Annotated in this window: 19 protein-coding genes; 15 read left to right on the top strand and 4 right to left on the bottom strand. The window is 64.1% G+C overall.

Annotation, left to right across the window (positions count from 1 at the left end; translation table 11 throughout):
* Positions 1-157: 157 nt before the first annotated feature.
* Positions 158-658: an RNA methyltransferase gene (locus tag M2366_RS04790; protein WP_224432213.1), complete on the bottom strand. Its 501-nt coding sequence runs from the start codon at positions 656-658 to the stop codon at positions 158-160.
* A 309-nt stretch (positions 659-967) separates the two neighbouring features.
* Between M2366_RS04790 and M2366_RS04785 the strand changes: the two genes are divergently transcribed.
* The 12 genes from M2366_RS04785 to M2366_RS04725 all read left to right on the top strand — a co-directional run bounded on the left by M2366_RS04785 (position 968) and on the right by M2366_RS04725 (position 14,047).
* On the top strand, positions 968-3,589 hold the full coding sequence (locus tag M2366_RS04785; RefSeq protein WP_259269090.1) for a nitrate reductase: 2,622 nt from the start codon (positions 968-970) through the stop codon (positions 3,587-3,589).
* A complete protein-coding gene (cobA, locus tag M2366_RS04780) occupies positions 3,586-4,371 on the top strand; it encodes a uroporphyrinogen-III C-methyltransferase (protein WP_259269089.1) in 786 nt (261 codons plus the stop codon). Before M2366_RS04785 ends, cobA begins: the two co-directional genes overlap by 4 nt.
* A 111-nt stretch (positions 4,372-4,482) precedes the next feature.
* Entirely contained in the window at positions 4,483-5,064 is a 582-nt protein-coding gene (locus tag M2366_RS04775; RefSeq protein WP_259269088.1) for an ANTAR domain-containing response regulator, read from the top strand.
* 385 nt (positions 5,065-5,449) lie between these two features.
* Positions 5,450-6,835, top strand: a complete 1,386-nt coding sequence (locus M2366_RS04770) for a CmpA/NrtA family ABC transporter substrate-binding protein (protein ID WP_259269087.1) — start codon at positions 5,450-5,452, stop codon at positions 6,833-6,835.
* Positions 6,836-6,856: 21 nt separating this feature from the next.
* The gene (locus tag M2366_RS04765; protein WP_259269086.1) at positions 6,857-7,789 is read left to right on the top strand and encodes an ABC transporter permease; all 933 of its coding nucleotides are present in this window, start codon (positions 6,857-6,859) and stop codon (positions 7,787-7,789) included.
* A 25-nt stretch (positions 7,790-7,814) separates the two neighbouring features.
* Positions 7,815-8,636 carry an ABC transporter ATP-binding protein gene (locus tag M2366_RS04760; RefSeq protein WP_224432218.1) on the top strand — a complete coding sequence of 274 codons (822 nt, stop codon included), beginning with the start codon at positions 7,815-7,817 and terminating at the stop codon, positions 8,634-8,636.
* 65 nt (positions 8,637-8,701) lie between these two features.
* On the top strand, positions 8,702-11,248 hold the full coding sequence (gene nirB / locus M2366_RS04755) for a nitrite reductase large subunit NirB (RefSeq protein WP_404972784.1): 2,547 nt from the start codon (positions 8,702-8,704) through the stop codon (positions 11,246-11,248).
* Positions 11,245-11,577, top strand: coding sequence for a nitrite reductase small subunit NirD (gene nirD, locus M2366_RS04750; RefSeq protein WP_259269084.1), 333 nt, complete (start codon positions 11,245-11,247; stop codon positions 11,575-11,577). Before nirB ends, nirD begins: the two co-directional genes overlap by 4 nt.
* 153 nt (positions 11,578-11,730) lie before the next feature.
* Entirely contained in the window at positions 11,731-12,822 is a 1,092-nt protein-coding gene (locus M2366_RS04745; RefSeq protein WP_259269083.1) for a PfkB family carbohydrate kinase, read from the top strand.
* Positions 12,816-13,724, top strand: a complete 909-nt coding sequence (locus M2366_RS04740; RefSeq protein ID WP_259269082.1) for a pseudouridine-5'-phosphate glycosidase — start codon at positions 12,816-12,818, stop codon at positions 13,722-13,724. Before M2366_RS04745 ends, M2366_RS04740 begins: the two co-directional genes overlap by 7 nt.
* Positions 13,725-13,832: a pseudouridine-5'-phosphate glycosidase gene (locus M2366_RS04735; RefSeq protein WP_404972783.1), complete on the top strand. Its 108-nt coding sequence runs from the start codon at positions 13,725-13,727 to the stop codon at positions 13,830-13,832. It abuts the gene before it with no gap.
* Positions 13,833-13,951: 119 nt separating this feature from the next.
* The gene (locus M2366_RS04725) at positions 13,952-14,047 is read left to right on the top strand and encodes a pseudouridine-5'-phosphate glycosidase (protein WP_310508850.1); all 96 of its coding nucleotides are present in this window, start codon (positions 13,952-13,954) and stop codon (positions 14,045-14,047) included.
* A 69-nt stretch (positions 14,048-14,116) separates the two neighbouring features.
* Here M2366_RS04725 and M2366_RS04720 read toward each other — a convergent pair whose 3' ends face one another.
* The 3 genes from M2366_RS04720 to M2366_RS04710 form a co-directional block, all read right to left on the bottom strand.
* Complete coding sequence (locus M2366_RS04720) at positions 14,117-14,302, bottom strand: hypothetical protein (protein ID WP_396021392.1); 186 nt, start codon at positions 14,300-14,302, stop codon at positions 14,117-14,119.
* 62 nt (positions 14,303-14,364) lie between these two features.
* Positions 14,365-15,447, bottom strand: a complete 1,083-nt coding sequence (locus M2366_RS04715) for a methyltransferase (protein WP_259269081.1) — start codon at positions 15,445-15,447, stop codon at positions 14,365-14,367.
* A 19-nt stretch (positions 15,448-15,466) separates the two neighbouring features.
* Positions 15,467-15,862: a hypothetical protein gene (locus M2366_RS04710; RefSeq protein ID WP_259269080.1), complete on the bottom strand. Its 396-nt coding sequence runs from the start codon at positions 15,860-15,862 to the stop codon at positions 15,467-15,469.
* A 51-nt stretch (positions 15,863-15,913) separates the two neighbouring features.
* Here M2366_RS04710 and M2366_RS04705 point away from each other — a divergent pair, with 51 nt between their 5' ends.
* From M2366_RS04705 to M2366_RS04695, 3 genes are read left to right on the top strand one after another with little or no spacing between them, the layout of a single operon-like run.
* On the top strand, positions 15,914-16,147 hold the full coding sequence (locus M2366_RS04705; protein WP_259269079.1) for a hypothetical protein: 234 nt from the start codon (positions 15,914-15,916) through the stop codon (positions 16,145-16,147).
* Positions 16,125-16,838: a beta-ketoacyl synthase chain length factor gene (locus M2366_RS04700; protein WP_259269078.1), complete on the top strand. Its 714-nt coding sequence runs from the start codon at positions 16,125-16,127 to the stop codon at positions 16,836-16,838. Before M2366_RS04705 ends, M2366_RS04700 begins: the two co-directional genes overlap by 23 nt.
* Positions 16,823-17,581, top strand: coding sequence for a lysophospholipid acyltransferase family protein (locus M2366_RS04695; protein WP_042040141.1), 759 nt, complete (start codon positions 16,823-16,825; stop codon positions 17,579-17,581). The genes M2366_RS04700 and M2366_RS04695 overlap by 16 nt, the downstream gene beginning before the upstream one ends.
* The last annotated feature ends 5 nt before the right edge of the window (positions 17,582-17,586 follow it).

Below are 17,586 nucleotides of genomic sequence, written 5' to 3'. Positions count from 1 at the left end.
ACGTTGGTTGTAGTGGCCAAGCTCATGCATCCTTGGGGGGGATAGACCACATCCTTATTCCTCTGGCTTGCGCAGACGTTTGGCCAGCCGGTCATGAGGGATGACGTTGGTTGTAGTGGCCAAGCTCATGCATCCTTGGGGGGGATAGACCACATCCTTATTCCTCTGGCTTGCGCAGACGTTTGGCCAGCCGGTCATAGAGGATGACATTGACCGTGGCGGCCAGGTTCATGCAGCCGTGGGTCGGGATATAGACCACCCGTTTTACCCCGGCAAACAGCGCCGGTTCCAGGGTGCCATCCTCTGGGCCGAAGATGTAAAAAGCCCGGGCCGGATGGTCGAACTCCGGCAAGGGGGTGGCCCCCTCAATCAAGTCCACCAAGACCGGCTCGCACCCTGCAGGCATCACGCCGAGCAAGTCATCCACCCCGAGCAGGGGGATCTTGTCCACCATCTGTTTGGTGTCAGTGGCAAAGCGACGTGCCAGTTCGAAGCGGCTGCCGGTGTAGCACACCTCGTCGGCGCCATAGCAGCCCGCGGCCCGCAGCACGGCCCCGACATTGCTTGGTGACTTTGGATTGACCAGGCCCAGGCCGACATAGTCGCTCCCCGTCTCCCTTGCAGACTCGACGCAGCCTCTGTTGTTCTGTTCACTCATCTCGCTCTCCTGGTTTGCGGCGCCATTATAAAGGGCCATGCCCCGTTCTGCCCAGCCCACCGCTCTTGCTGGCTTGGCAACCCTGTCGGACCTCGCTCGCCTGCCCAGGCTGGGGCAGTTGCACCGAGTTGGGGAGTCATGAGGGAGGGCGAGGGTCCAGCGTTGGCGCTGGCAGGCGTCCGGCAGGCTGGCAAGCTCTTTGCATTATCTTGTGCTGATAGACCACCAACAATATCAATGACAGGACAGAGGCGTCCGTTCCCTTCGATGGGGCGGACGCCTTTTTATTGCGGGCAGGCAGGAGGAAGGATGAAGACCACATGTGCATATTGCGGTGTTGGCTGTGGCATCAGCGTCACGCAGCAGGCGGGCGAGTGGCAGCTCGAGGGGGACAGCGCTCATCCGGCCAATGGCGGCGCACTCTGCGTCAAGGGGGCCAGCCTGCTGGAGACCCTGGCCTTTCCCCAGCGTCTGCTCTACCCCCGCCATCGGGGCCAGCGCATCAGCTGGGACGAGGCGCTCAGTATGATGTCGGCCCAGTTCAGCCGGATCATGGCGGAATCCGGCCCCGAGGCGATCGGCATCTACCTCTCCGGGCAGCTCACCACGGAAGATTACTATGTGGCCAACAAGCTGATGAAGGGCTACATCGGCAGCGCCAATGTCGACACCAACTCCCGGCTCTGCATGTCCTCGGCCGTGGTGGCCCAGCAGCGGGCGTTCGGGGAGGATCTGGTCCCGGCCTGCTATGAGGATCTGGAACTGGCGGATCTCATCATTATCACCGGGGCCAACACGGCCTGGACACACCCGGTACTGTTTCGCCGCATCCAACAGGCGCGCAGCCGCCGTCCCGAACTCAAGCTGGTGGTGATGGATCCCCGCCGCACCATGACGGCGGAGCAGGCCGACTTGCATCTGGCCCTGCGTCCCGGCACCGATGTGGCGCTCTGGAACGGCTTGGGCCGCTACCTGCTCGATCACGACATCTGGGACCGAGATTATGTGGCGGCCCATGTCAGCGGCATCTCGGCCCTGGCTCGGGAGCTGGACGATCCCGCCTGGATGCCGGAGGCGGTGGCCCAGCATTGCGATCTGGCCCTCTCCGATCTGCTCGGTTTCTACCAGCTGTTCGCCCGCCACCCGCGCACCCTCAGCCTCTACTGCCAGGGCATCAATCAGTCCAATCAGGGGACGGACAAGGCCAATGCCATCATCAATGCGCATCTGCTGACCGGCCGGATAGGCAAGCCCGGTGCCTCCCCCTTCTCCCTCACGGGGCAACCCAATGCCATGGGCGGGCGCGAGGTGGGCGGGCTGGCCAGTCAGTTGGCCGCACACATGGGCTTTAGCGACGCGGAGCGCGATCGCCTGCAGCGTTTCTGGGGCAGCCCACGGATGGTGACGGGGCCTGGCCACAAGGCCGTCGAGTTGTTCGAGGCGGTGCACAGCGGTCAGATCCGTGCACTCTGGGTGCTGGGCAGCAACCCGGCGGCTTCCCTGCCAGATGGCGACCGGGTGCGGGAGTCCCTGGCGCGCTGCGAGTTTCTGGTGGTCTCTGATCTGACGGCGCAGACCGACACGGCGCGCTATGCCAATCTGCTGTTGCCCGCCCTTGGCTGGGGTGAGAAGAGCGGCACCGTCACCAACTCGGAGCGCTGCATCAGCCGCCAGCGCGCCTTCCTGCCGGCTCCCGGTGAAGCGCGTCCCGACTGGTGGGCCCTGGCCAGCCTCGGCCAGCGTCTCGGCTTTGGGGAGGCGTTCGCCTTCGCCGATGAGCATGCCATTTTCAGCGAACATGCCGCCCTCTCCGGCTTTGAAAACCGCGGGGAGCGCCAGTTCGACATCTCGGGGCTGGCCGGGCTGACCCCAGCCCAGTTCGAGGCGCTTGCCCCCCTGCGCTGGCCGGTCAATGAGGCTCACCCCCAGGGGTGCGATCGGTTGTTTGAGGATGGTCGCTTCCCTACCCCGGATGGCCGGGCCCGCTTGTTGCCCCTGAAACAACAGGCCCCCGCACTGGAGCCGCTGCCACCCGGAGCAGGAGTGCCCTTGCTGCTCAACTCCGGCAGGTTGCGGGATCAGTGGCACACCATGACCCGCAGCGGCCATGTGCCTCGCCTGCTGGAGGCCGAACCCTGGCCCCGGGTCATGGTGGGACCGGCCAGCCTGCTCAGCCTGGGGCTGAATGCCGGGGATCTGGTCAGCCTGGACAATGGCCGGGGTCAGGTGCGGGTGCGGGTGGGACTGGATGAGGGGTTGCGGGAGGGGGAGGCCTTCTTGCCCATGCACTGGACCGACAGCCAGTGCAGCCAGGGCGCGGTCAACCGGCTGGTGGCCCCGCGCACGGATCCGCACTCCGGTCAGCCCATGTTCAAACAGGCCAGGGTGAGGCTCAACAAACAACCCACCCATTGGCAGGGCGTCTGGCTTGGCCAGCAGGCGCCTGCCGAGCGGGGGGACTGGTGGGCGCGCCGCCCCCTGGAGGGCGGGGAGTGCTGGTTGCTCGCCTCCTGGTCAGAGGGGATGAGTGAGTGCTGGCAGCGACTGGCCCTGGATGGGCACTGGCTGCGCCTGCCCGTCAAGGGGGGCTGGCTCGCCATTGCCCTCTCCCAGGGACGGATCCAGAGCCTGCTGCTGGTCGGTGAGCGTTGGCCGACCCTGAAGGTTGAGTTGCTGGCGAGCCTGCTCGGCTTGCCTCTGCAGGCGGGGGCCCTCAGCCAGACCCTGAGCGATGCCTTTGCCGGTGACTCCCGGCTCGTCTGCTCCTGCTTCCGGGTGACGGAGGCGCGCATCGTCAACGCCATCCGCGAGCAGGGGGTGAGTGAACTGGCGGGGCTGCAGGGGCTGCTTCAGTGCGGCAGCAACTGCGGCACCTGTCTGCCAGAGATTGACAAGCTATTGATACAACACCGCTTCCTGGAGTCAGCATGATGAAACACTATCCGGAACAGACCGCCGTTCATATAGCTTTGGTGGGGGCAGGCCCTGGCCCTCTCGAGTTGTTGACCCTGAGGGCCTTGCGCCGCATCGAAGCGGCCGAGGTCGTGGTTTACGACCGCCTGGTGGGGGCCGAGATCCTCGCCATCATACCGGTCGGTGCGGCCCGCTTCGATGTGGGCAAGCGCTGTGGCGAGCCCAGCCCGAGCCAGCAGGAGATCAATGCCCTGCTGCTGGCGCTGGCGCGTACCGGCAAGCGAGTGGTGCGGCTCAAGGGGGGGGATCCGCTCATCTTCGGCCGGGGAGGGGAGGAGGCCCTCTATCTGGCCCATCACGGTTTTCGAGCCGAGCTGGTGCCCGGGATCACGGCGGCGCTCGGCTGCGCTGCCAGCACGGCCATCCCCTTGACCCACCGGGGGCTGGCTCGCTCGGTGACGTTGGTGACGGGCCATCTGCAGGGGGAGGAGAGCTTCAATGGTTGGCGCACCCTGGTCGGAGAGGGCCAGACCCTGGTCTGTTACATGGGGCTGGAGCAGGCTGGCAAGATAGAGGCTGGTTTGCTGGGGGCGGGCGCCGATGGGGCGCTGCCGGTGGCCCTGATCGTGGCAGGGTGCAGCGAGCATGAGCGGGTGATCCGCTGCCGGCTCGGTGGCCTGGCCCGGGCCGCAGAGGCCCTGCGGGGCGCGACGCCAGTGCTCATCATTCTGGGAGAGGTGGTGGTGCTGCGTGATGAACTGGATCAACTGCTCACTGGCCTGGAGAGCCGGGTCGCCTGATCTACCCCTACTACCTAGAGCTGGATAATTTAGGGGTAGATTCAAACACTTGGCCCCCATGTTGCGTCAAAGAGAGCCTGTTCGATGGATTGAACTGACAAGAGGTGAGGCATGCAACATCAAGGCGGTAACTCTGAGGGGCGCCACTCCATACTGCTGATCCATGCCGATGACAGGATACAGGCCAACCGGCTGGGTATCCTGGTCAGCCATTATGGTCACAGCCCCCGCATCCTGGATGAGCGGGGGTTGCTGGGCGGCAAGATACAAGGGGACGGGCTGCTGATCAGCTGTCGGCGCTTCAGTGCCGAAATCAGGCTGGCCATGACCCAGGGGCAATTACTGCCCCGGATACTGTTTTGCGATCGTCTGACGGCGCAACAGCAGGCTGAGCTGCTGGCCCAGGGAGCCCTGGTGGTACCCCATGGTTGTGGTGAGCGGGAACCTGTCGAGCAGTGGCTGCGACTGGCCCGTGCCCAGTTGGCCATGGTGCAGCAACAGCAGCAGGCTCAGGATGCATTGAAGGTGAAGCTGGAAGAGCGACGGCTTATCGAGCAGGCCAAGGGGCGCTTGATGCGCCACCAGGGGCTGGATGAGGAGGCGGCTTACCAGGCGATGCGCAGCACCGCCATGGCCCAGAACCACAGCCTGGCGGAACTGGCCCGCCGCCTGCTCCAGGTGTTGCCCGCCTGAGAGGCGGGCGTCACTCAGGCGACCCGAGCGCGGTGAGGGGGGATGGGTGGCCAACTTGGTGCAGATGCGCCGCGCTGGCGCACCCTGGCCCGACGCGCAGCCCCATTCGCCCGGTAGACAGGGCATGTGAGAAGTTGGCACGTATCCTGAATAGCTAATTTAGAGAGCAATAACAAGCCGGTGCCGCCAAGGGCGGACAGGCGTCAGGCCCTTCGGGGCTATCACCATGAGTGCTGGCACCATGAACGCTGGCACCATGAAAACTGGGCAATGTGGCCCCATCGACCATCAGGTCGGTGGGGCCTTTTTTTTGGCAAAACGGGGATGGCAACAACGCAACGGCGCGTGATGGCCAGACCCGGATGAGCGAAGTGAAGAGGTAACTATGAAGCCAAGAATGATGTGCAAAGGTGCGCTGCTGGCCATGTTGGCCTGGCCAGCCCTGGGGGCGGTAACGGCTGCGTCTGAGACGGTCAGCATCGGAGCCCCCGAGAAGGAAGAGCTCAAGCTGGGCTTCATCAAGTTGACCGACATGGTGCCCCTGGCGGTGGCCTATGAGCAGGGCTATTTCGAGGACGAGGGCCTCTATGTCACCCTGGAGGCTCAGGCCAATTGGAAGGTGCTGCTGGACAGGGTCATCGATGGCGAGCTCGACGGTGCCCAGATGCTGGCGGGCCAGCCCTTGGGAGCTCACATCGGCATCGGCACCCAGGCCGAGCTGGTGACCGCCTTCTCCATGGATCTCAATGGCAATGGCATCACGGTTGCCAACTCGGTGTGGCAGGCCATGCTGCCTCAGCTGGCCAAGCAGGCCGATGGCCAGGTGGTGCGCCCCGTCTCGGCCAGCAGCCTCAAGCCGGTGCTGGACCAGTACCGCCAGTCGGGCAAGGCCTTCAACTTCGGCATGGTGTTCCCCGTCTCATCCCACAACTACGAGTTGCGCTACTGGTTGGCGGCAGGGGGCATACACCCTGGCTACTATGCCCCGCTCAAGGGGGATGACTCGGGTCAGCGTCAGGGGGAGGTGCGGCTCTCGGTCACCCCGCCCCCCCAGATGCCCGCCACCCTGGAGGCAGGCACCATCTCGGGTTACAGCGTGGGCGAGCCCTGGAACCAGCAGGCGATCGCCAAGGGGATCGGAGTCCCGGTCATCACCGACCTTGAGATCTGGCGCAATAACCCCGAGAAGGTGCTGGGCGTCACCCAGGCCTGGGCCGAACGCTATCCCAATACCCATGTCCGTCTGGTCAAGGCGCTGATCCGCGCCGCCCACTGGCTCGATGCCAACGACAATGGCAATCGCCGGGCGGCGGCCAAGCTGCTGGCTCGCCCCGATTACGTGGGGGCGGACGAAGGGGTGATCGCCGCCGCCATGACCGGCAGCTTCGAATACAACAAGGGCGACGTGCGCAGCCTGCCCGATTTCAATGTCTTCTTTCGCCATCATGCCACCTACCCCTACTACTCCGATGCCATCTGGTTCCTGACCCAGATGCGCCGCTGGGGGCAGATCCCCCAGGCGCAATCCGATGCCTGGTTCGAGCAGGTCGCCCGCGCCGTCTATCGGCCCGAGGTGTACCAGCAGGCGGCGCTGTCACTTATCAAGGAGGGCAAGCTCCAGGCGACGGATTTCCCGGCGTTTGCGACCGAGAGCGGTTATCGCGGCCCGCAACAAGGTTTTATCGACGGCATCGTCTATGACGGTCGCCATCCCAATGACTATCTGAACCACTTTGCCATCGGCCTCAAGGGCGATGAACAGGTGCAGTGAAGCCAAGGACAAGGAGTCTTCATGATGAAAGCGACAGCGATAGGGCGCCTGCTGGCCCCCTGTTTCGGCATAGTGTTGTTTCTGCTCTGTTGGCAGCTGGGGGCCAGTCAGGTCAAGACCAGTCTGGGTACCTTGCCGGGCCCCGGGGCGACCGCCAGCCAGCTCTGGCAACTGGGTCAGGAGCACCTGGCCGAGCGGGAGCGCGAATCCGGCTTCCTGGCCCGCCAGGCCAGTCGCAATGCCGAGCGGCTGGCGGCGGATCCCGCTGCCAGCATCAAGGTGAGATCCTACCCGGGACGGGCGACCTTCTTCGACCAGATTGGCACCAGCTTGCTGACGGTGGCCACCGGCTTTGGGTTGGCGACCCTGCTGGCCGTCCCCCTGGGGATAGTGCTTGGCATACACCCGCAGCTCTATCGCATCGCCAACCCGGTGATCCAGCTGCTCAAGCCGGTCTCCCCCCTGGCCTGGCTACCGCTGATCACCATGGTGGTGAGTGCCGTCTATGTGAGCCCGGATCCCTGGCTGGCGAAATCCTTCGTCAACTCGGCGTTGACCGTGGCCCTCTGTTCACTCTGGCCGACTCTGCTCAACACGGCGGTCGGGGTGAGCTCGGTGGACCCGGATCTCCATAACGTGAGCCGGGTGCTGCGGCTGCCCTTCCTGACGCATATCGCCAAGATAGTGCTGCCCAGCGCCCTGCCGATGATCTTCACCGGCATGCGCCTCTCCCTGGGCGTCGCCTGGATGGTGTTGATTGCCGCCGAGATGCTGGCCCAGAACCCGGGGCTCGGCAAGTTCGTCTGGGACGAGTTCCAGAGCGGCAGTTCCGCCTCCCTGGCCCGGATCATGGTGGCCGTGGTGACCATAGGTCTCATCGGTTTCGCGCTGGATCGCCTGATGTTGGCGCTGCAGCAGTGGTTGTCCTGGGACAAGCGGCAACTGCTGCGTTGATGGCCCTGACGGGCAAGGAGTCGTGATGAAAACCTATCTGGATTTGAGTGAACTCGGCATGTCGTTCACCACTGAGCACGGGGTCTTCGAGGCCCTGACCGGGGTGAACCTGAAGATAGAGAAGGGGGAGTTCATCTCCCTGATAGGCCACTCCGGTTGTGGCAAGAGCACTGTGCTCAATCTGGTGGCCGGGCTGCTGGAGCCGAGCCAGGGGGGCATCATCCTCGATGGCCGCGAGGTGGATGGGCCAGGGCCCGAGCGGGCCATGGTGTTCCAGAACCACGCCCTGCTGCCCTGGCTCAGTGTTCATCAGAACGTTGAACTGGCGGTCAGGCGGCGGGTAACGGGGCGCGAGGAGGTGGCCGAACAGGTGCACTACTTCCTCTCCCTGGTGCAGATGGAGCATGCCAGCCACAAGATGCCCCATGAGATCTCGGGGGGCATGAAGCAGCGGGTCGGCATCGCGCGGGCGCTGTCGCTCTCCCCCAAGGTGCTGTTGATGGATGAACCCTTCGGCGCCCTGGATGCCCTGACCCGGGCTCATCTGCAGGATGCGCTGATGGCCATCCAGGCGGAGCTGGGCAACACCGTCATCATGATCACCCACGACGTGGACGAGGCGGTATTGCTGTCGGATCGCATCATCATGATGACCAATGGCCCGGCGGCGACCGTGGGGGAAATTCTGGCGGTCAACCTGCCCAGACCCAGGGACAGGGTGGCCCTGGCCGACGACCCGGCGTACCACAAATTGCGCCAGCAGGTGCTGCGTTTCCTCTACGAGAAGCAGCGCAAGGTGACACAGCTCAAGACGGCCACCGGGGGCGTCATCAGACGCACCGCCTGAATCGGGACAAGGGAACAAGGATGAACGAGATGGATAAACAAAAATTGGTGGTGATAGGCAATGGCATGGCTGGTGAGATAGACCATCACTTCACCGAACAACCCAAGGTGGTTGAGAAACAGCAACTGCTGGTCGTCGGCAATGGCATGGTCGGTCATCACTTCATCGAACAGCTGGTGGCGGCAGATGGACTGGCCCGCTTCGAGGTCACCGTATTGGGGGCCGAACCCGATCCCGCCTATGACAGGGTGCATCTCTCCGAGGTGTTTGGCGGCAAGGCGCCCGACGCGTTGCGTCTCGCCGACCCGGCCTGGTACGCCGAGCAAGGGGTGAGCTTGCGGCTCGGTGCCAAGGTCGAGAGTCTGGACAGGGCCGCTCGCCAGCTCTGCCTCGAGTCCGGGGAGCGCCTCGACTATGACCGTCTGGTGCTGGCCACCGGCTCTGTGCCCTTCGTGCCGCCCATCCCCGGTCATGAGCGGGCTGGCTGTTTCGTCTATCGCACCCTGGGGGATCTGGACGAGATCCGCGATGCCTGCGCCGCCGCCCGCACTGGCGTCGTCATCGGCGGCGGCCTGCTCGGCTTGGAAGCGGCCAATGCCCTGCGATTGCTGGGACTCAAGACGCGGGTGGTGGAGTTCGCCCCCAGGCTGATGCCGGTTCAGCTCGATGAGAGCGGCGGCGCCCTGCTCAGGGAGAAGATCCAGGGGCTGGGGGTCGAGGTATACACGGCCACCGCCACCGAGGCCATCGAGGATGGCGAGACGGCGCGCCATCGCCTGCGTTTCGCCGATGGTCAGCATCTGGAGACGGATGTGATCCTCTTCTCGGCCGGGATACGCCCGGCGGATGCCCTGGCCCGTCAGGGGGGGCTGAGGGTGGGTGAGCGAGGGGGTATCTGCATCGATGAGGGCTGCATCAGCTCGGATCCCGCCATCCTGGCCATCGGTGAGTGTGCGCTCTGGCAGGGGCGCATCTACGGACTGGTGGCCCCCGGTTATCAGATGGCCCGTGCCGCCGTGGCGACCCTCTGTGGCGGTGAGACCCGCTTCCAGGGCGCCGACATGTCCACCAAGCTCAAGCTGATGGGGGTGGATGTGGGCTCCATCGGCGATGCCCATGGCAGCAGCGAAGGGGCTCAGGAGCTGTTGCTGCTGGACAGGGTCAATGGCATCTACAAGAAACTGGTGACCGATGGCGAGGGCAAGCGGCTGCTCGGCGCCATCCTGGTGGGGGATGGCAGTGATTATGAGCGGCTGCTCCAGTACTACCAGAACGCTCTGCCCCTGCCCGAACCCGTGCTCTCCCTGTTGATGGGGGAGGGGGTCGAGGCGGCGGCGCCCATGGTGCTGCCCGACAGCGCCATCCTCTGCTCCTGCCATAACGTCAGCAAGGGGGCCGTGGTGGCGGCGGTGCGGGCCGGCAATCACGAGCTGGCGGCGGTGAAGAGCTGCACCAAGGCGGGCACCGGCTGTGGCGGTTGCAGCAACTTGCTCAAGCAGGTGGTGGACGTGGCCCTGGCCGAGCTGGGGGTGGAGGCCGACCACAGTCTGTGCGAGCACTTCGCCTACAGCCGTCAGGAGCTCTACCACCTGGCCCGCGTGGGGGAGATCAAGACCTTCGATGCCCTGCGGGATCGTCACGGTCAGGGGCTGGGTTGCGATATCTGCAAGCCGACCGTGGCCTCCATTCTGGCTTCGCTCTGGAACGAGCACGTGCTGGAGAAGCCCCATCGGGGACTGCAAGATACCAACGACGCCTTCCTGGCCAACCTGCAAAGAGACGGCACCTACTCGGTGGTGCCGCGCATCCCCGGCGGCGAGATCACCCCGGACGGCCTCATCACCATCGGCGAGGTGGCCCGCAAATACGGGCTCTACACCAAGATCACCGGCGGCCAGCGCATCGACTTGTTCGGTGCCAGGGTCGATCAGTTGCCGGACATCTGGGGGGAGCTCATTGCGGCGGGCTTCGAGACCGGCCAGGCCTATGGCAAGTCGGTGCGCACCGTCAAATCCTGTGTGGGCTCCACCTGGTGTCGCTACGGGGTGCAGGACTCCATGGGGCTGACCATGCGGCTCGAGCACAGGTACAAGGGGCTCAGAGCGCCCCACAAGTTGAAGTTTGCCGTCTCCGGTTGCACCCGGGAGTGCGCCGAGGCCCAGAGCAAGGACATCGGCGTCATCGCCACCGAGCGAGGCTGGAACCTCTATGTCTGTGGCAATGGCGGCATGCGGCCGCGCCACGCCGACCTGTTCGCCACCGATCTCGATGAGCCGACCCTGATCCGCTACATAGACCGATTGCTGATGTTCTATGTGCGCACCGGGGAGCGCCTGCAGCGCACCTCGGTCTGGATGGAGAGCATGGAGGGGGGGCTCGACTATCTCAAGTCGGTGATCGTGGAGGACAGACTGGGCCTCGGGGCCGAACTTGAGGCCCACATGGAGTCCATTGTCGGCAGTTGGCAGTGCGAGTGGCGGAGTACATTGGCCGATCCGGACAAGGTGGCGCTGTTCAAGGCATTCGTCGATGACGAGCCGGTTGCCACGCCGCCAAGGCGCGAGGAGCGTGGCCAGTGGGTCCCGGCGATCAAGATCAAGGAGTTGATATGATGCAGCAAGAAACCTGGTTGCCGGTCTGCGCCCTGGCCAGTCTGCTGCCCGGCCAGGGCCGCAGTGCCCGGGTTGGGGAGCAGCAGCTGGCGCTGTTTCTGCTCGGGGAGCGGGTATATGTGCTTGACGACAGGGATCCCGTCTCGGGTATTGCCCTGCTCTCGCGAGGCATAGTGGGGGATCTTGGCGGGGAGCCGGTGGTGGCCTCGCCACTCTACAAGCAGCGCTATGCCCTGGACGATGGGCGTTGCCTCGACGATCCGGCCCTCGGGGTGCGCGCCTGGCCCACCCGGCTGGAGGGAGAGACCATCTGGGTCAAGCTCTCCTGAGCCAGGTCACCAACATGCAATCAGATGCGTCACCAGCACCGGGCCTGCCCGGTGTTTTTTTTTGTGCACCACCCGACAATTCTGCACCGCCCCTCTTTTGTCGAAACGTTTTCCTGCTAACTTAAACAAAAGCCTAGATATGGATATTTGTCTATGACAGACCGTGAGCAAGAGATCCTCGCCCTGCTGCGCCAGGACCCCATGATCCCCCAGCAGGAGCTGGCGACTCAACTTGGCATCAGTCGCTCGGCGCTGGCCAGCCATGTCTCCAGCCTGACACGGCAGGGGTTCGTGATGGGGCGCGGTTATGTGCTGCGCGAGGGCCCTTACGCCGTGGTGGTGGGGGGGGCCAACATGGATATCTGTGGCCAGAGCCAGGGAGCCCTGCGCATGGGGGATTCCAATCCGGGCTCGGTGCGCACCTCGGCCGGCGGGGTGGGACGCAACATAGCCGAGAACCTGGCGCGGCTTGGCACGGATACCCGTCTGGTGACGGCGGTGGGCAACGATCAGCATGGCCATCAGTTGCTGGAGGTGAGCCAGCAGGCTGGTGTCGATGTGCGCCAGACGCTGGTGCTCGACGGCAAAACCACCTCCTGCTACCTGAGCCTGCACGATGGCCTGGGGGAGATGAGCTGCGCCATCAATGCCATGGGCATCATCGATGAGCTGACCCCTGCCCGGTTGAGCCCCCTTGGCGGTTTTCTCGCTGCCGCCAACGTGCTGGTGCTGGACACCAATCTCGCCACCGGCACCCTGGACTGGCTGTTCGACCGCCATGGGGAGCAGGTGCTCTTTGTCGATACCGTCTCCGTGGCCAAGGTGGAGAAGATCCGCCCCTGGCTCGGCCGCATTCATACCCTCAAGCCCAATCGCAGCGAGGCCGAACAGCTGTGCGGCTTCGCCATTGCAGGGCCCGATACCTGGCCCAGGGCGGCGCACTGGTTCCACAGCGCCGGGGTGCAGCGCCTGTTCCTGAGTCTGGGGGAGCAGGGCATTTTTTACAGCGACGGGGAGACGCAGGGTCACCTGCCCATCCTCGGTTGCCCGGTCAGCAATGTGACCGGCGGCGGTGATGCCTTCATGGCCGGTCTGGTCCATGGCTGGCTGGCCGGTAGCGACATGGCGCAAAGCACCCGCTTTGCCCTGGGTTGCGCCGCCCTCACCGTCGGTTGTCATGAAACTGTTTTTTCCGGCCTGTCCAAGGCCGCCGTTGAACGTGTTCTGGAGGAGTACCCATGTTGAACGCTTACCTCGATATCCAACCGGTCGTCGCCGCGGCCCTGGCCGCCGGCAAACCCGTCGTAGCCCTGGAGTCCACCATCATCTCCCACGGCATGCCCTATCCGCAGAATGTGGAGACGGCGCGCCAGGTAGAGCAGGTGGTGCGGGACAACGGCGCCGTGCCGGCCACCATCGCCATTCTGGATGGCCGCCTCAAGGTGGGTCTGGATGCGGGGGCGCTGGAGGCGCTGGGCCGGGCCGGTCACGCCGCCACCAAGTGCAGCCGCCGCGACATCCCCTTCGTGCTGGCCAACAAGGGGCTGGGAGCAACCACGGTCGCCTCCACCATGATCATTGCGGCCATGGCGGGGATCCGGGTGTTCGCCACCGGCGGCATCGGCGGCGTGCACCGCGGTGCCCAGGAGAGCTTCGATATCTCGGCGGATCTGCAGGAGTTTGCCCAGACCCCGGTGGCCGTGGTCTGCGCCGGTGCCAAGTCGATACTCGACATCGGCCTGACCCTGGAGTATCTGGAGACCCAGGGGGTGCCGGTCATCGGTTATCAGACCGAGGAGCTGCCCGCCTTCTACACCCGCGAAAGCGGCTTCAAGGTGGATTACCGCCTCGACACCCCGGCGGCCATTGCCGAGGCGCTGCGTCTGAAGTGGGAGCTGGGGCTGGCCGGTGGCGCCGTGGTCACCAACCCCATCCCGACCCAGTTTGCCATGCCCAAGGCCGACATAGACGCCGCGATCAAACAGGCGCTGCAGGAAGCGGACGAGCAGGGCGTCAAGGGCAAGGCATCCACCCCCTTCCTGCTGGCGCGGGTGTGCGAGCTGACCGGCGGCAACTCCCTGGCGGCGAACATCCAGCTGGTGCTGAACAACGCTGCCCTGGGGGCACGCATCGCCGCCAGTCTGTAACTGTTGGCCCCTGTGAGCGAACTGACCGGCGGTGACTCCCTGGCCGTTAATATCCAGCTGGTGCTGAACAACGCTGCCCTGGGGGCACGGATCGCCGCCAGCTTGTAACTGCTGCCCCTGTGAGCGAACTGACCGGTGGCAACTCCCTGGCCGTTAATATCCAGCTGGTGCTGAACAACGCCGTTCTGGGGGCAAAGATTGTCGCCAGCTTGTAACTGCTGCCCCCTGTGAGCGAACTGACCGGTGGTGACTCCCTGGCCGTTAATATCCAGCTGGTGCTGAACAACGCCGCCCTGGGGGCACGCATTGCCGCCAGCCTCTGAGTCGAGATCACTGCGCAATAACAAGAGGGCCCCGGGGCCCTCTTGTTATGGGTACGCGTTGAGACGAAATCAGTCGCTCAGCTCATCCCCGACCTGTTTGACCGCATCCCGGGTGCTGTGACCTATTTCACGGGTGACATCCCGGCTGGTGTGGCCAATCTCCCGGGTCACATGCTTGGTGGTGTGGCCTATGGTGCGGCCCGCCTCCTTGATATCGGCACAACCGGCCAGCACCAGGCCGGTGAGCAGCGCCATCAGGGATGAGTGACGCAGGGATAAATGACGCATGCCAACCTCCTCGTTAAGGGTTGAGGTCATTATTGCCCCTGAGGGAGCGGGCGGGCAACCAGCAGGGTGTGACCGGGGCCCGGGATCTCGTGCTCGGCCTCCACATGGAAACCGGCTTCCCGCAGGCACTGGTACATCTGCTTGGAGTGGTAGAAGCGACTGTTGCCGTTGGCGATGGCGGTGAAGTAGAGGGAGGTGGCATTGAGGCTGAAGCTGGCCGCCTCGAAGCTCTGCCTGTCCCAGAACAGCTCAAGGATGCAGACCCGGGCCCCGGGTTTCATGTGTTGGCGAATACGCTTGAGGATGGCGACTATCTGCTCGTGGCTGAAGCAGTCCAGGAACTGGCTCATCCACCAGACGTCCGCTTCACCGGGCAACGGGCCTTCGGCTTCGAGCATGTTGACGGCATGGCCGCTGACTCTGGCTGTCAGCCCGGCGGCCTCTATCCGGGGCTGGGCCAGGGCGAGCTGCTCGGGCAAGTCCAGTATTGTGACCTTGAGTCCGGGATCCCGGGCCGCGCAAGAGAGTGCCCACTTGCCGGTATTGCCGCCCACGTCATACAGGGTGCGCGGCTCATAGCCCAGCACATGGTCCTGAGCCTGCTGGAAGGCCCAGTCGGAGTAGAAGTGATCGAAGGCAAACCAGCTGGCTCGGGCTGGCTCCGGCAACTCGTCGAGATGAGGGTAGATGGTGGCCCAGTCGCGGTTGAACACCTTGAGCCCCTCGGGCTTGCCTTCCCGAATGGCATCGAGCAGGTGGGCGAGGGGCTGATAGCAGACATGCTGGGTGAAGTCCATATTGACCCGGGTCATGGGATCGTTTTGCAGGTATTTGCCCACTTTGCCGAGCACATAGCACGCCCCGGCCAGATGGCAGATCCCGCCCCCCAACCCCATGTCGAGCAGCACACCGACGCCGTATTCACTGATCGCGCAGTGGCGGGCTATCTCGGCGGTGGTCGCGCCTTCTTTACCACGGCTCTCCAGGTAGGCGAGCACACCGGTTTCACGCAGGCACCAGCTCGCCTGGAACAACATGGGAGCGAAGGCGATGCGCTGCGCCTGGCTGATGGCGGCGAGGGCGTCATGTCCCTCGCTTTGGTAATGTTTCACAGGACTTGCCACTCCGGGGTTATTTATTATTGCTAGTGCGGGACAGCTCGATCTGGATGGCCTGGTTCAATCCCATGACCCAGCGGTTATAACTGCGGTGTATGGCACCTTTGCCATCATCATCGAGATTGATGCTGCTGACATAATTGATGGCGTAGTCATGAGCGCCATAGGGAATATTGATCACCGCCTGATGTTGGCGCACATTCAATTGACCGCGAATAAGCCCTGGCTGCTCTTTTTTCATCACCCAGCCCTTGCTGAGACCACCATTGAGGATGGCGTTGCCGACCTGTTCTTGGGTCAGGGTGAAGTTCACCTGATTGGCCGGCAAATTATGCACCGGCTGACTGGTGGCGCAGGCGGCCAGCAGGGCGCAGCCGAGCAGCAAAGCGGATTTGGACATCATGTTCATTATTGTTCCCCGAGGTCGGTTTCTTATGAAGCGGGGCAATGAGACAACATAATGGCGTTATTTTCAATAAATATGACTGAAGACAAAGGCTTATATGGTTCGCATCTATTATTTACGGAAAATAATGCTATGATGGCCGCCGAATTAATGACAGGCATGAAACCAGCATTATTTCTCCATGTTTCTCGCCGGATGACAGCCGGCAATCTGATTAACCCAACTCATCAGCCATTGCGCCGCACCAGGACGGAAGCTCGTCATCATGCTCTCATTTTCACTCCTTGATGCGCAGGCGCTCTCCCCCGGGCTGAACCAGGTCAGTCAATGGCAACAGTGGGCGGAACAGGGCCTGTGGCCCGATGCTGCCCTGTTGCCACCGACTCCGCTGCTGCCCATGATGATGGCCCGTCGCCTCAGCGCCGGGGCCCGGCTCGCGGTGCAGCTCGGCCTGGAGATGCTCGGTCGCCACGAGATAGACAACGCCATCTTTGTCAGCCGCCACGGTGAGCTGGCCCGCTCTCTCACGCTGTTGCAAGGATTGGCTGCGGCGAACCCCCTCTCGCCCACGGATTTCTCCATGTCGGTGCACAACACCGCGGCCGGACTCTGCTCCATTCAGGGCAAGGCGGCGCTGCCCATGAGCTCGCTGGCGGCAGGGGAAGGGGGACTGATGGCGGGACTGACCGAGGCGGTCGCCAACCTGCAGGCCGGTTACCGGCGGGTGCTGCTGGTGCTCTTCGAGGGGGAGATCCCCGCCTTTCATCACCCCTGGATCCCGGCCACTCCCCCCTATGGGATCGCGCTGGTACTCGGGGATGAGGAGCAAGGCGAGCGCTGGCACTGCGAGGGGGCGAGGATTCATGGCCATGCTCCCGCGCTGGCCCAGCCCCTGGCATTCTGGCGCGCGCACTTGTTGCAGCAAACGACATGCCTGCTGGGGGATGGACGTCAGGAGTGGGCATGGCGGCGCGGTTGAACCGGCTCTGGCGGCTGTTTGGCACCGCCCTTGGCTTCACCCTCTTTGGTTTGGGGGGGCTGCTGCTCAGTCTCTGCTGGTTCCCGCTGCTGGCGCTCTGCCTGCGCGGGGAACGGCGTCGCACCCTGGCCCAGGCCAGCATCAAGCAGAGTTTTCGACTGTTTATGTCGCTGCTCAAGGGGCTGGGGGTACTGGATTACCGGGTGAGCGGCATGCCCCAGGATCTGCGCGGGGCCTTGGTGGTCGCCAATCACCCCAGCCTGCTCGACTATGTGATGCTGGCCGCCGAGCTGCCGGTATGTGACTGCATCGTCAAGCAAGCCTTGTGGCATAATCCGTTTCTGGGGGGGGTGGTGCGTGCCGCCGATTACATTCCCAATGTGGAGGCCGAGCGGTTATTGCCACTCTGTATGGCGCGGGTACGCAGCGGCGGCCTGCTGCTGGTGTTTCCGGAAGGGACTCGCACCACCCCAGGCCAGCCACTGCACCTGCAACGGGGGGCGGCCCAGCTCGCACTGCGCAGTCAGGTGCCGCTGCAGCCGGTGCGCATTCACTGCAGTGAGCGCTTCCTCACCAAGCAGGACAAGTGGTTCAGGACACCGAAGCACAAGCCAAGCTTCACCCTGGAATTCCTGCCGCAGATCACTGCCGCAGAGGTGGTCGACAACGAACAGGGCAGCGCCCTGGCCGCCCGCCAGCTAACCCGATTTCTCACCAGGGTCCTGCAACCCGGGGCCCAATGACAGCG

It is taken from the genome of Aeromonas sp. BIGb0405 (assembly GCF_024807335.1).
Taxonomy (GTDB): domain Bacteria; phylum Pseudomonadota; class Gammaproteobacteria; order Enterobacterales; family Aeromonadaceae; genus Aeromonas; species Aeromonas rivuli.
This window is presented reverse-complemented; position numbering and strand designations above follow the sequence as displayed.